The sequence below is a fragment of the Marinobacterium sp. xm-d-564 genome, assembly GCF_013283345.1.
In the GTDB taxonomy this organism is placed as follows: domain Bacteria; phylum Pseudomonadota; class Gammaproteobacteria; order Pseudomonadales; family Balneatricaceae; genus Marinobacterium_E.
Genome location: NZ_WBYO01000004.1, coordinates 154,049 through 167,932, shown reverse-complemented (window position 1 = coordinate 167,932; position 13,884 = coordinate 154,049). Strand labels below are relative to the sequence as shown.

13 protein-coding genes are annotated in these 13,884 nt (G+C 50.1%); 7 read left to right on the top strand and 6 right to left on the bottom strand.

Features of this window, described 5'->3' with window-relative positions:
* Positions 1-52: 52 nt before the first annotated feature.
* From glcF to XMD564_RS06420, 4 genes are read right to left on the bottom strand one after another with little or no spacing between them, the layout of a single operon-like run.
* Positions 53-1,261: a glycolate oxidase subunit GlcF gene (gene glcF / locus XMD564_RS06435; RefSeq protein ID WP_173484634.1), complete on the bottom strand. Its 1,209-nt coding sequence runs from the start codon at positions 1,259-1,261 to the stop codon at positions 53-55.
* An 11-nt stretch (positions 1,262-1,272) separates the two neighbouring features.
* A complete protein-coding gene (glcE, locus tag XMD564_RS06430) occupies positions 1,273-2,337 on the bottom strand; it encodes a glycolate oxidase subunit GlcE (RefSeq protein WP_173483088.1) in 1,065 nt (354 codons plus the stop codon).
* Positions 2,330-3,841 carry an FAD-linked oxidase C-terminal domain-containing protein gene (locus XMD564_RS06425; RefSeq protein ID WP_173481331.1) on the bottom strand — a complete coding sequence of 504 codons (1,512 nt, stop codon included), beginning with the start codon at positions 3,839-3,841 and terminating at the stop codon, positions 2,330-2,332. The genes glcE and XMD564_RS06425 overlap by 8 nt, the downstream gene beginning before the upstream one ends.
* Before the next feature lie 30 nt (positions 3,842-3,871).
* Entirely contained in the window at positions 3,872-4,300 is a 429-nt protein-coding gene (locus XMD564_RS06420; RefSeq protein ID WP_173481332.1) for a heme-binding protein, read from the bottom strand.
* A 222-nt stretch (positions 4,301-4,522) separates the two neighbouring features.
* Between XMD564_RS06420 and XMD564_RS06415 the strand changes: the two genes are divergently transcribed.
* Both XMD564_RS06415 and XMD564_RS06410 read left to right on the top strand, forming a co-directional pair.
* Positions 4,523-5,266: a FadR/GntR family transcriptional regulator gene (locus tag XMD564_RS06415; protein ID WP_173481333.1), complete on the top strand. Its 744-nt coding sequence runs from the start codon at positions 4,523-4,525 to the stop codon at positions 5,264-5,266.
* Positions 5,267-5,310: 44 nt separating this feature from the next.
* Positions 5,311-6,732: an MFS transporter gene (locus XMD564_RS06410; RefSeq protein WP_173508004.1), complete on the top strand. Its 1,422-nt coding sequence runs from the start codon at positions 5,311-5,313 to the stop codon at positions 6,730-6,732.
* A 42-nt stretch (positions 6,733-6,774) separates the two neighbouring features.
* Here XMD564_RS06410 and XMD564_RS06405 read toward each other — a convergent pair whose 3' ends face one another.
* The gene (locus XMD564_RS06405) at positions 6,775-7,425 is read right to left on the bottom strand and encodes an HAD family phosphatase (RefSeq protein WP_173481335.1); all 651 of its coding nucleotides are present in this window, start codon (positions 7,423-7,425) and stop codon (positions 6,775-6,777) included.
* A 121-nt stretch (positions 7,426-7,546) separates the two neighbouring features.
* Here XMD564_RS06405 and XMD564_RS06400 point away from each other — a divergent pair, with 121 nt between their 5' ends.
* From XMD564_RS06400 to XMD564_RS06380, 5 genes are all read left to right on the top strand, one after another.
* The gene (locus tag XMD564_RS06400; protein ID WP_173484632.1) at positions 7,547-8,728 is read left to right on the top strand and encodes an acetyl-CoA C-acyltransferase family protein; all 1,182 of its coding nucleotides are present in this window, start codon (positions 7,547-7,549) and stop codon (positions 8,726-8,728) included.
* A gap of 100 nt (positions 8,729-8,828) precedes the next feature.
* Positions 8,829-9,023, top strand: coding sequence for a YqaE/Pmp3 family membrane protein (locus tag XMD564_RS06395; protein WP_173508003.1), 195 nt, complete (start codon positions 8,829-8,831; stop codon positions 9,021-9,023).
* Positions 9,024-9,097: 74 nt separating this feature from the next.
* Entirely contained in the window at positions 9,098-9,598 is a 501-nt protein-coding gene (tpx, locus tag XMD564_RS06390; protein ID WP_173508002.1) for a thiol peroxidase, read from the top strand.
* A 140-nt stretch (positions 9,599-9,738) separates the two neighbouring features.
* Positions 9,739-10,725 carry an aldo/keto reductase gene (locus XMD564_RS06385; protein WP_173481339.1) on the top strand — a complete coding sequence of 329 codons (987 nt, stop codon included), beginning with the start codon at positions 9,739-9,741 and terminating at the stop codon, positions 10,723-10,725.
* A gap of 2 nt (positions 10,726-10,727) precedes the next feature.
* Positions 10,728-11,600 carry an MBL fold metallo-hydrolase gene (locus XMD564_RS06380; protein WP_173484629.1) on the top strand — a complete coding sequence of 291 codons (873 nt, stop codon included), beginning with the start codon at positions 10,728-10,730 and terminating at the stop codon, positions 11,598-11,600.
* An 8-nt stretch (positions 11,601-11,608) separates the two neighbouring features.
* Here XMD564_RS06380 and XMD564_RS06375 read toward each other — a convergent pair whose 3' ends face one another.
* Entirely contained in the window at positions 11,609-13,780 is a 2,172-nt protein-coding gene (locus tag XMD564_RS06375) for an OsmC domain/YcaO domain-containing protein (RefSeq protein ID WP_173508001.1), read from the bottom strand.
* Positions 13,781-13,884: the final 104 nt, after the last annotated feature.

Below are 13,884 nucleotides of genomic sequence, written 5' to 3'. Positions count from 1 at the left end.
AGTGACAAATAAATAGGGGCCTAACAAGGCCCCTTTAATAGTGACTGCGATCTTATCGATCCAACAGTTCAATCCAGTGATTAACCGGTACCGGCGAAGCTGTCTCAATGTGTAACTGACACCCAATGTTCGCGGTAGCGATCTGTGTCGGTTTATCCCCTGTCAGTGCCTCAACCTTATTGGCTAGCAGCTTTTGACTGATCTTCGGCTGAAGAATCGAGTAGGTGCCCGCGGAACCACAACAGAGATGCTTATCCTTGGTCTTGGCCAGATCAAAGCCCACTTTCTCGAGTACTTTTTCTACGGAGCCGCTCTGTTTCATAGCGTGCTGCAAGGTACAAGGACAGTGGAACGCGATCTTTTCACCATCAGTATTGGGAGCAAGTGGTGACAGATCTTCAGCCAGCAGCACCTCACTGATATCTTTTGTCAGCTCACTCACACGCTTGGCCTTCTCCGCGTAGTCTGGGTCATCTCTTAATAGATGCCCGTACTCCTGAACCATGGCACCGCAACCAGACGCGGTCATCACAATGGCTTCACAACCCCCTTCAATCGCTGGCCACCAGGCGTCAATGTTCTTGCGCATCTCATTAAGACCCGCTTCGTGTGCCGACAGGTGGTAATTCACCGCTCCACAGCATCCAGCTTGTGGTGCTTCAACCAGAGTGATTCCTAGCTTATCCAGTACCCGAGCCGTTGCCGCATTGGTATTGGGTGCAGCACTGGGTTGAGCACAACCGGCAAGAGCCATCATAACTCGAGCATGACGTTTGGCTGGCCAAGGAGAGGCTTTACGTTTAGGCGGGACCTTCTTACCCAGAGCGCCAGGTAGAATCGGTTTAAACACCTGACCTACTTTTAGTAGCGGACCAAAGCGGTTAGCGTGAGGCAGAACCTGTTTCAATCCCCAGCGAACCACTTTTTCCGTAACAGGGCGATCCAATTTCTTCTCAACAATGCCACGACCTATATCAACTAGACGTCCATATTGAACGCCCGATGGACAGGTCGTCTCACATGAACGACAGGTCAGACAGCGATCTAGGTGTGTCCGAGTTTTTTCGGTCACCTCATCGGTCTCCAACAGCTGTTTGATCAGATAGATTCGACCACGCGGACCGTCTCGCTCATCATTCAACTCTTGGTAGGTTGGGCAAGTCGCTGTACAGAAACCACAGTGAACGCAGCTACGCAGAATCTCTTCCGCCTCTTGTCCTTCAGGCGTCGCTAGGAAGGTTTGAACTATATTCGTTTTCATTACACTGACTCCTACAACCAACCAAACGCACGGCCGGGATTGAACACCCCCTGCGGATCGACAGACGCTTTAATGCGTTGTTGCAGAGCCTGAATTGATGGATTAACCGGATGAAGTACCTCGTCAGTACGATCACCTCCGCGGTAGAGTGAAACCTGTCCACCAGCACTCTCTGCTAGCTCCACCATACGATCGAAACTGTGATCACCGGCATACCAGCGCTCAGCGCCACCCCAGTTGATTAATGAATCCCCTTCGATGGGTAGGACATCCGCACTGCCCTTAACGGAGAAGCGCCAGACTTTTTCCGCATTGAATAGGGTTGGTTTCTGATCTTGCAGATCCGCCCAAAGAGCCAAGGCAACCTCTGGAGCCAGTTCATCACCACCCCAAATTTTTGCAGTCGCATCAACTGCTGAGGCTGCACCTGCCAGACGAACAAACAATTCTCCGTTGTGCCAATAAGCCGCTGTAATCGGCTTTGGCTGACCTGACATGGAGTTCATGCGCTGTATCGCTTCGGCTTGATCCATTGAAAACTTCAACGTGCGGGTAGTCGCTGGTTTAGGCAGTACTTTTAGAGAGATCTCGGTCATTAGGCCTAATCCACCCATCGCACCCGCTTGCAGACGCGAAAGATCGTAACCGGCGACATTCTTCATCACCTGACCACCAAACCGAAGTTGTTCTGCTTCGCCATTGATCAACCTGACGCCTAGTACATGATCACGAATGGATCCGTACCAAGGGCGTCCCGGACCAGAAACGTTTGTTGCTAAAGTACCACCTAGGGTTGCTTTGCCACCGAAACGTGGCGGCTCACAAGCCAGCATCTGATTGTGTTCAGATAGGGCTGACTCAATCTCTGCAAGCGTGGTACCGGCACGTGCGGTCATAACGAGCTCAACCGGTTGGTAGCTAACAATGCCCGTGTGACCACTGACATCGATCTTACGATCCGTCTCGATCTGACGTCCCACAAAGGCTTTACTGCCACCCGCTGAAATAGCCAGCGTCTCTTTAGCTTCAACCGCATCACGGACTTGGCTAATCAATTCATTGGTTAAATCAGACACGGAACTCTCCTGCATCAGTATTGCTATTGGCGCTAACCTGAGCATTGGGCGTTAGATCAAGATCCAACGAACGGTACTCCTGACAACTTCTCAAGGTCGGTATACCTTTACCGGGATTAAGAAGCTCTTTGGCATCAAAGGCACGCTTCACTTTGTGGAACTGCTCGATCTCTGAATCACTGAACTGAGCCGGCATTTGACGGAGTTTTTCATAGCCTACACCGTGCTCGCCCGTGATACAGCCGCCCACCTCAACACAGAGTTCAAGAATCTTGCCACCGAACTCTTCGGTGCGCTCCAGCTCACCTGGTACGTTCGCATCAAAGAGAATCAGTGGGTGCAAGTTGCCATCGCCGGCATGGAAAACGTTGGCCACACGCAGACCGTAGTGCTCTGACATCTTCTGCATCTCGAGCAGCACATGCGTTAGCTGACCACGCGGAATGGTACCGTCCATGCAGTAGTAGTCTGGTGAAATACGTCCAACGGCTGGGAAGGCGGATTTTCGCCCAGCCCATAGACGCGCTCGCTCCTCTTCACTTTGAGATGTGCGAACCGAGGTGGCTCCCAGTTCACGAAACAGCGTTTCAACCGCTTCGATATGCTCAGCCACCTCTTCATCGGTGCCATCGACCTCACACAACAACAATGCTTGAGCATCGACTGGGTAGCCCGCTTTGGCAAAATCTTCAGCCGCTTTAATGGCAAAGCCATCCATCATCTCAAGACCGCCAGGGATGATACCCTTAGCAATGATCTCACCGACGGCATCACCCGCTTTGGGTACCGAGTCGAATCCTGCAACCACTACCTGAGCACGCTCAGGTTTTGGCAGCAGCTTCACTCGCACTTCGGTGACCACACCCAATAGCCCTTCTGAACCGGTGAACAACGCCATCAGATCCATACCACAGCTATCAAGACCTTCTGAGCCGATGGTTAGCAGCTCACCTTCCATCGTCAGGAACTGAACACTTAACAGGTTATGCACGGTCAAACCGTATTTAAGGCAGTGGACACCCCCTGAGTTTTCAGCCACGTTACCACCAATGGTGCAGGCTATTTGCGAGGAAGGGTCTGGGCCATAATAGAGGTTGTAGTCACCTGCCGCCTCACTAATCGCTAGGTTGCGAACACCCGGTTGAACGCGAGCCGCTCTAGCGTCAGTATCGATCTCGAGGATCTTATTGAACTTCGCCATCGATAAGACCACGCCATCACCATGAGGCATAGCACCGGCACACAAACCGGTACCTGCACCACGAGCTACCACAGGGATGTTCTCTTCGTGACAAATTTTAAGAACCTTCTGTGCCTGCTCTACCGTTGATGGCAAAACAACGATCAACGCCTCTTCGCAATAGGCTGAAAGGCCGTCACACTCATAAGGCTTTAACGTTTCGCTGTCACTGATGACGTAGTGCGAATCAATGAACTCATTAAATCGCTGAGCAATGCGTTGACGCTTAGCAACACGATCCGGGCTAGCCACTGCACTCTGCATACTGATCTCCGACCCCACTCTGGGTACTTTTTATTGTTGAGTCTGCTGTTGCCAGTACTCTATACCAGCTTGAGCACACTCCATATCCTGCATTGGTGTACCAGAACTCAATCCGATGCCACCAACTACTTGTCCATTTGACTCCACGGGATAACCGCCGCCCACAACACACAGACGTCCACCCATCGAGGTGTGAATACCAAACACCAACGAGCCGGGTGTACATGCAGCGTTGTACTCGTGCGTCGCTTTGCGAGCAGCCGCTGCGGTGTAGGCTTTGTCTTGAGCGATGGTTACACTGGTGGTTTTACCGCCATCCATACGTTCAAAAGCGATCAAATTCCCTGACTCATCTGTTATCGCGATACACATAGGTACACCAATCTCATTAGCTCGGTTTCGAGCCCCTTCGATTAACAGACGAGCATCTTCAATATCTAAGCGTTTCAGTTCGAGCATAAGTTCAACCTCTTAAATTGGAGTAGTAGACAGACCAATAGAGCGATGCTGTCACAAAAACTTACGCAGCTGTCTACTGGTATGACCACTTGAAATCAAACCACTGATTTGATGGTCACTCACTCGATGAAACGTTTATGCATTCAAACCCAGATGGGGCTTGCGTTTCAATTGATGGCGTGGAAAACTGGTCTGACCAATCCATACCGAGATGCGAAATAGATGAGCCAATCTGCAAGCAGCGCTGTTAATGAAGTCACTCAATATCTGCAAAAATTGATTGCTGATGGTGAGTTAGGACCGGAGAGCAAGATCCCGTCTGAACGATCCCTCTCTGCACGTCTAGGTGTGTCGCGTACCATTGTTCGAGAGGCACTGCATATACTCTCGGGTAAAGGGATCATTGAAACGCACCACGGTAGAGGATCATTTGTCTCCTGCGCGGTCACCAGTTCAGAAAACAAGTCCGCTCTGATCAATCTTTTTGGTCAGGATCCCAAGGCTGTACTGGAAATTCTTGAGGTCCGTGAACAGCTGGAGGGGCAAGCTTGCTTTCTAGCCGCACAACGAGCGACCGCTCGCGATCAGTATCGCATTCGTGAGGCGTTCAAGAAGATGGAGTCGGTAGCCCCCGATTGGGATGCTAACTTGGACCATGAGTTTCATAGACGCGTGATCGAGGCATCCCACAACTCGGTATTGATACACACCTTGTCAAGTTTGAAGGATCTGACGCTGATTAGCATTCAAGAGGCTGTTAGAAACTTCAACCAGAAAGGGGGCTTTAAGCAGGTGGTCGATAAACACCACAGCGAAATCTACCAGGCAGTAACCACAGGACAATCGGCCTGGGCTCGATCGGCTGCGATGGACCACGTTCGACATGTGCGAGAGGCCTTAAAAGTGCTGTTTGATGTCGAAATGAAGCGGCTAAACGATTTTCAAAACTCCACCTCTGGCAAGTAACGCCCAATATGCGCCTAATATTCATCTCTCTTCTGGCTCTATTCATGAGCCTGATGCTTGTAGCGTCTGGCAATGCCTATTTGATGTCGCTGATTGGCGTTCGTTTGGGTATGGCGAATACACCGCCAACCGAGATTGGTTGGATCATGACCTTCTACTCTATCGGGTTTGTGATTGGCTCAATCTTTGCTCAACGGCTGCTGATCAGAGTGGGACACATTCGGGCATTCTCGACACTGGCCAGTCTTGCCGCGATGGCCGCTCTGCTCTACCCCTTCGCTGAGGATTTTTGGGTTTGGAGTCTACTCAGGATTATCGGCGGGTTCAGCGTTGCTGGTCTATTCATTGCGATAGAGAGTTGGTTTAGCGCCGTGGCTAGCGACAACAACCGCGCTACCCTATTCTCTCTGTACACCATTGCAGCCTATTCAGCGGCAGCATCAGGGCAGGTCATTCTCGGCCACTCCTCTGGCCTGCAAATATCCACAGCCTTCATCATTGCGGGGCTTCTACTGATCGCAGCCGTCATCCCTCTCTCTGCGTCACGCCTTCAATCACCGCCCCTAGAGACTGCAGAGTTCATGTCACTGCAGCGACTCTGGCGTAAATCGGCGCTGGGGCTTTTTTCAGCATTTTGTGGCGGGCTGTTGATCGGTTCGTTCTACGCACTGGTTCCGCTCTATGCCACATTGAGCGACATTGCAACGGATCAAATTTCTACCTTGATGTCGATATCGGTTATGAGCGCGATGCTGTTCGCTTGGCCCATCGGTTGGCTGTGTGACCGAATCACACGAAGCAAAGTGTTAACGGCAACCGCCCTCGTCGCAGCTCTAGCAGCTCTGGGAGCATCACTGTTTGGTTCTGATCAGTTTGTGCTGCTGATTCTTTCGACCTCACTGTTCATGGCGATGATTGCGGCGATCTACTCAATAGCGGTAGCGATTACCAACGACTTGATTCGCAGTGAGGAGCGTGTTGCCGCCTCCTCGACACTGATGCTGAGCTATGGCCTTGGCAGTATTGCAGGGCCACTGTTAGGCTCAATGCTACTGGGCTCTTTTGCACCCGGTTCGTTGTTCTTGGGATTCGTGGTTATTCTGCTGATGCTGGTCGTGTTTACACTATTCAGACAGGTACAAAAACCACCCGTACCGATCGAAGAGCAGGAGCAGTTTATCCCTGCGATGCCAGAAACACAGGTCATTGCAGAGTTTGACCCTCGTACCGAGGATCTACCCGACACTGCGATTGAAGAGCTATTCCCAGACGAAGTGGTTGAGGCGGTACAAGGGGTTAATGAAACGGATCAGCCCGTTTACTCTATAGTTGAGAGCGACTCACTGACCGATGAAACTCTGGAGCCATTAGAGGGCTTGGCGGAACAGAAGTCTGAGCACAGTTTCGATATCCATGAAGAGGCTATTCAAGCACAGGCAGAGGAAGCCTCTTCACAGAAACCCTAGGGAGCCTGAGATGTCATGGACCTATTCGTAGGCTCCCTAAAATTAGCCTAGGTAGCTAAACCCACCTTGACGATAATAATCATGCAGATCGGTCATCGATTCAAAGGCATGATTCGCAATCGACAATTCAGATCTTGGTGGGAAACTCTCCGGCACAACAGCCACCGACATCGAAGCTGCTTTACCGGCAATCGTTCCATTGACAGAGTCTTCGATGATGAGCACTTGCCAAGGATCAGCACCGATCCGTTTCGCGGCTTGTAGGAACACCTCGGGATGAGGTTTAGATAGTCCAATCTCTGAGCCTGAGGCATAGACAGTGATCGGTAAGTTATGAGTCTTAATCACCGCTTCAATCAATCTAATCGCCGAACTGGAGGCAATCGCCATTGGAACGGCATCGGCTTGAAGCTGGTCGATGAATGCCATTACCCCTTTCATCAACGGCAGTGTCACCAACCGTTTTTCCATCTCCGAAATGACTTGGTCAACCATCTCTTCAACCACTAGGCCTTTCTCTGGGTAGAGACGGTTCATCTTGGTCATGAAATCAAAGGTCGTTGCGCCGGCGTGTTTTTTGAGCTCTTCGATCTCCATATGGATACCAAACTTAGCCAACACCTCCTGTTCCACAAGCTTCCACTGCGGTTCGGAATCGACCAACACGCCATCCATATCGAAAAGAACAAACATAAACACCTCAAATTTTTTCTTGATTATAACTATCAATTAGTCGACTTGGTCATGTATTTGTAGCGATAACCCTATATATTGTCGGAATACCAAAATTAATTGTGCATAAGGAGATATGCAGATGACACGTGAAGTAGTTGTTCTAAGCGCAATGCGTTCACCAATCGGTGCTTTTGGTGGCAGCCTAAGTTCTATGGAGCCAGCAGAGCTAGCGGGCACTGTTATGAAAGAGGCGGTTGCACGTTCTAAAGCGGATCCCGAGAAGATCCACTACGTGACGGTTGGTAACTGTATTCCAACAGAATCACGCTACCCCTACGTTGCACGTGTTGCCTCTATCCAGGCAGGTCTACCTATGAACTCAGTTGCGATGGCTGTTAACCGCCTATGTGCTTCAGGCCTTCAAGCGGTGGTATCCAGTGCTCAACAGATCGAGCTAGGTCAATGCGACTATGCTATTGGCGGTGGTGTCGAGGTGATGTCACGCGGTACTTATATGGCACCTGCTATGCGTACCGGTGCTCGCATGGGTGATACTGGCATGATTGACGCGATGGTGTCCGTTCTGACCGATCCATTTGGCGCTGGTCACATGGGGATCACGGCTGAAAACTTGGCTGAAAAATGGGACATCTCTCGTGAAGAGCAAGATGCGTTCGCGGCAGAGTCACAACGTCGTGCTGAAGTAGCGATTAATGAAGGTCGATTCAAAGATCAGATCGTTCCAATCACACTGAAGTCTCGCAAAGGCGAAACTGTGTTTGATACGGACGAACACCCTAAACCAGGTACGACCGCAGAAAAACTGAGCGGCATGCGTCCTGCATTTAAGAAAGACGGTACTGTTACAGCAGGTAATGCTTCAGGCATCAATGACGGTGCAGCCTTCCTTGTGCTTGCAGATGCTGAAACCGCTAAAGCAAACGGTGAGACACCTATCGCTAAGATCGTCTCTTACGCGGTTGCCGGTGTACCTAACCACATCATGGGTGAAGGCCCTATCCCATCATCAAAAGCCGCACTAGAGAGTGCCGGCCTAACCATTGATGATATGGATGTGATCGAATCTAACGAAGCCTTTGCCGCTCAAGCGATTGCAGTCTCTAAAGGTCTAGGTCTTCCTGCAGACAAAACCAATCCGAACGGTGGCGCTATTGCATTAGGCCACCCTGTTGGCTGTTCCGGTGCTTTCATCGCGACTAAGGCGATTCACGAGCTGCAACGTACTGGTGGCAAATACGCGCTAGTAACCATGTGTATCGGTGGTGGTCAGGGTATCGCTGTCATCTTCGAACGAATCTAATCGTTGGAACATTAAAAAAAACCGGCAGTAGCCGGTTTTTTTTGGGGCAATTTTTAAACTTTGTACTACTGTTAAGATATCTAAACCAAAAGGAAATCTTATGAGACTGTTACTTGCCCTGCTTCTACCTTGGCTGCAATTTTTTACCATCGGTCGCCCTATAGCGGGAATCTTCTGTTTAATACTTCAGCTTACATTGATTGGCTGGATCCCAGCTGCCATCTGGTCAGTCTACGCACTTAGCCAATATAAGAATGACAAAAAAATCAAACAGGCAATCACTGCCTCTGAGTAATTAAATCCAAGTGTCTGCCGCTAGCGTAATGAGTATACCTATAACTAAATCACTCTATATAATGAGGTAATAACATGGTTCAAATTACGCGACGCGGAGATATTTTGCATACCTATGGAGATGCTCCTGCTGCAGGGAGCGACTGTCCAGATTTTACACTCACGGCAGCCGACCTGTCTGAGTTCTCTCTATCTGATCTTGCAGGCAAAACGGTTGTATTGAACATCTTCCCGAGCATCGATACTCCAACCTGTGCTACCTCAGTCCGCACGTTCAATGAGCAGTTGGCGAGTCATGATGGCGTTGAGGTGATTAATGTCTCAGCAGACCTACCGTTTGCACAAGCACGTTTCTGTGGTGCCGAAGGTCTAGAGAGGGTCAGTAATGCATCCACCTTCCGTAACCCAGAGTTTGGTAAAAGCTTTGGCGTCGAAATCATCGATTCAGGTATGCGTGGGCTTCTGGCTAGAGCCATTGTGGTGATTCGTGATGGCAAAGTGTTACATTCAGAACTGGTTCCAGAGATTGCGCAACAGCCTAACTACGATGCCGCTCTAAACGCTGCAACAGCCTAACCTCAATAACGGTGCCAGAGTCCATTCTGGCACCGAATCGTTTTTCTTTTTTCGAATACCTAATTCCCCTTTTCGAGTTCACTCGTCCGCGCTAACTTGTTAATCTTCTGTACAAATTGACTCATTTTTAAGGATTTTTCATGAGCAAACTTGAGATGCTACGCAATAACCCAATCGGTTTGGGTTGTATGAACATGTCACACGCCTACAACACCCCGGTATCAGATGACGAGGCGATCAAAGGGTTTCGTGAAGCCTTTGAGATGGGCTACCGCCATTTTGATACGGCGACCTTATACGGTGGCGGCAAAAATGAGAAAGTTGTTGGCGAAGCGCTCAAGTCGGTCCGCGATGAGATCTTTTTGGCATCAAAATGTGTTCTCTACATCGACCCTGAAAAAGGTAAAGCACTAGACGGCCGCCCTGAAACCATCAAAGCACAGTGTGAAGCCAGCTTAAAACGCCTTCAAACAGATCAAATCGACCTCTACTACCTGCACCGTCGTGACTTTGACGTTCCAATTGAAGAGAGTGCAGGCGCCATGGCTGACCTTATCAAAGAGGGTAAAATTGCGAGCTACGGTCTTTCAGAAATGTCAGCTGACACCTTGCGAGCCGCCCATAAAGAGTGCCCCGTTGCCGCTATCCAAACTGAGTATTCACTTTGGACTCGCAACCCAGAGATCGCGGTTCTCGACGCCTGCCGTGAACTAGACGTTACCTTCGTCGCCTTCAGCCCACTGGCACGTGGCTTTTTAAGTCTCACAATCGACAACTTGGACGAACTGGCTGAAAAAGACATTCGCCGTGCCATGCCACGCTTCTACCCAGAGAACTTTGAACAGAACAGAGCGCTACTGAGTGACTATGTTGCCATTGCTGAGCGTGCTGGCTGTACCCCAGCGCAATTAGCGCTGGCCTGGATCCGTGCAAAGGATCCCTCGATTGTTTCGATTCCAGGCACTCGCTTTGTCGAGCACATGCGTGACAACCTAGGCGCAGCCGATGTCACACTGAGTAGCGACATTGTTAATGAGTTAGAACAACTCATTAACCGCGATACCGTGGCCGGTGAGCGCTATAGTGCCGGTCAACAAACTGAGATCGACACCGAAGAGTTTGCTTAATCATGCGTAGCATTACCTCGATAGAGGGGAATACACAGAAGCTGGATGGCGGTTCAATGTTTGGTAATGCGCCTCGCGCGTTATGGCAACGCTGGATAGAGCCTGATGAGCTTAACCGTATTCCCTTAGCCTGCCGCGCCATGCTGGTTCAGGAGAGCAGCCCAAAACGTAACATCTTGGTTGAGACTGGCGTTGGCGCATTCTTCAGCCCCGAGATGAAAGATCGCTATGGTATTCAAGAGCAAGAGCACTGCCTGATCAAAAATCTTCAGGCTGCAGGTGTCTCCCACGAAGAGATCGACATTGTTCTATTGACCCACCTCCATTTTGACCACGCAGGCGGGCTACTGTCTGAGTGGCAAGAGGGTGAGGATCCTTACCTGCTCTTCCCAAATGCGAAATACTTAGTCGGTGAAGTCCAATGGCAGCGCGCAAACGACCCTCATGCTCGTGATCGCGCCTCTTACATACCTATGTTGATCAAACTGCTGGAGGAGTCAGGTCGATTAGAGATCATTCCTGAGGGCCAACAGTCAGCAACACTGGGAGATGGCTGGACACTGCATGAGAGCTCAGGGCATACACCCGGCCAAATACTGCCAGAAGTCGAGATGCCAGAGGGACCGGTCGTTTACCCTGGGGATCTTATTCCCGGCAGCGCCTGGGTTCATCTCCCCATCACCATGGGCTATGACCGTTTTCCAGAGCAGTTGATTGATGAAAAACGACAACTGCTTGAAGGGCTTGAAAGTCGGGGTGGACGTTTACTCTTTGTACACGACCCGTTTGTAGCGATAGGCCGTGTGACCAAGGATGCTAAAGGCAAGTACTCGGTTGAACAGGCCAGTAAACAGGTTAGCGCTCTCAGTAACTGAGGGCCTAACTATTTAGAAGCTCGCCATTGATGCAGTTTCTGATAGCTCTGTATCAGTCGTTGATGGCGCTCTAATCCGGTCAATTCCATACCGACTGGCTCGAGACCATAGAAACGAATCGTTCCGTTCACCGAGCCAACCACAGCCTCAATCCGCTCTTTACCAAACAAGCGGGTAAAGTTGTTGAGATAGTGCTCAAGGGCCATATCTGAATCTAACTCCACCTCAATGACAGCATCCATTGCACGATAGAACAGCGCGCGATCTAGGGTGTTATCGTTGTACTGCAAGAAGGCCTCAACCAACTCTTTAGCCTGAGGTAACTGACCCAGTGCTAGGTGAATCAGCAGTTTTAGCTCAAGAATGGTGAGCTGTCCCCAGACGCTGTTCTCATCAAACTCAATGCCGATCAACGTGCGGATATCAGTGTAGTTATCCAGCTCGCTCTCTTCTAGACGAACCAGCAACTCCTCTAGGTCTTCATCACACAACTCGTGCAGACAGAGAATCGCCTCGCGAAACTCCAGTGATTTATTGGTGTTATCCCAAATCAGATCTTCAACGGGATAGACCTCAGAGTAATCTGGGACCAGAATTCGAACCGCCGGTACACCCAGGTCATCATAGTTCGCTTGATAGGACTCTTTACCCATCGACTCCAGAATACCAAACAGCCTGTCAGCCTCCTCTCTGTTGGTACCTGAGAAATCCCAATCCACAAATTCGTAATCAAAGGCGTCACTGAAGAAGCGCCAGCTCACAACACCACTGGAGTCGATGAAGTGCTCAACAAAGTTATTCGGTTCAGTCAGCTCATGTGAGTTAAAGGTCGGTGGTGGCAGGTCGTTTAACCCTTCAAAGCTGCGGCCCTGCAGCAATTCAGTCAGGCTTCTTTCAATAGCGACATGCAGACTGGGGTGGGCACCGAACGAGGCAAACACACCGCCCGTTTTAGGGTTCATTAGCGTGACACAGGCGACTGGGAACTGGCCGCCCAACGAGGCATCCTTAACCAAAACAGGAAAGCCCTGCTCTTCTAGCGCCTTGATGCCCTCCACAATACCCGGCCAGCGTTCAAGCACCTGCGAGGGCACATCGGGAAGCGCAATCTCCTGCTCAAGAATCTGACGTTTAACCGCACGTTCAAAGATCTCAGAAAGACACTGAACCTGAGCCTCTTCAAGGGTATTGCCGGCACTCATACCGTTACTCAAAAAGAGGTTTTCAATCAGGTTCGATGGGAAGTAGATCGTTTCACCATCCGATCGACGCTGGAATGGTAGAGCGCAGATCCCCCTATCCTCATTACCAGAGTTGGTATCGATTAAGTTAGAGCCACTTAAATCCTGATCAGGATCGTAGATCTCAAGCGAGTACTCATCCAATAACCCCTCTGGGATATCATCCTCTTCTGTCAGTTCAAACCAGCATTCATCTGGGCGGTGGACAAACTCTGCTTCAGCCAACTCTTGGCCAAAATACTGATCGTTGTAGAAAAAGTTACAGGAGAGACGCTCTAAAAACTCACCCAATGCAGAGGCCAGTGCTGCCTCTTTTGTGGCCCCTTTACCGTTGGTAAAACACATGGGAGAGGCCGCATCACGAATGTGCAGTGACCAGACATTGGGGACAATGTTGCGCCAGGAGGCTACCTCTATTTTCATCCCCAGATCAGCAAGAATTTGTGTCATCTTTGCGATGGTCTGTTCAAGTGGCGCGTCTTTACCTTCAATGAAGGTTTCACTGTCGGTAGCAATCGCTAGTAGAGCTTGGGCATCCTCATCAAGACTGTCGACGACCTCTATCTGGAACTCAGGACCCTCTTGCACGACTTTTTTCACGGTACAACGTTCAATGGAGCGAAGGATACCGGTGCGATCTTTATCACTGAGATCTTCTGGCAACTCAACACTGATTTTGAAGATCTGTTTGTAGCGGTTCTCAGGATCGACAATGTTGTTCTGAGCAAGACGGATATTATCGGTAGAGATGCCTCGCGCTTCGCAGTAGACCTTTACGAAATAGGCAGCACACAGCGCTGATGAAGCCAAAAAGTAGTCAAATGGACCGGGAGCTGAGCCATCGCCTTTGTAGCGAACGGGCTGATCGGCGATCACGGTGAAGTCGTCAAACTTCGCTTCTAGGCGTAAGTTATCGAGGTAGTTAACTTTAATTTCCATGATCGACCAATCCTTGTCGTTGAGTCTGTTTTAAAGGCCTTACTTTGCCGGTATCGAATAGGTTGCTGTAACGTGCGCCACCATCGAATCTTCATCACCCGAGT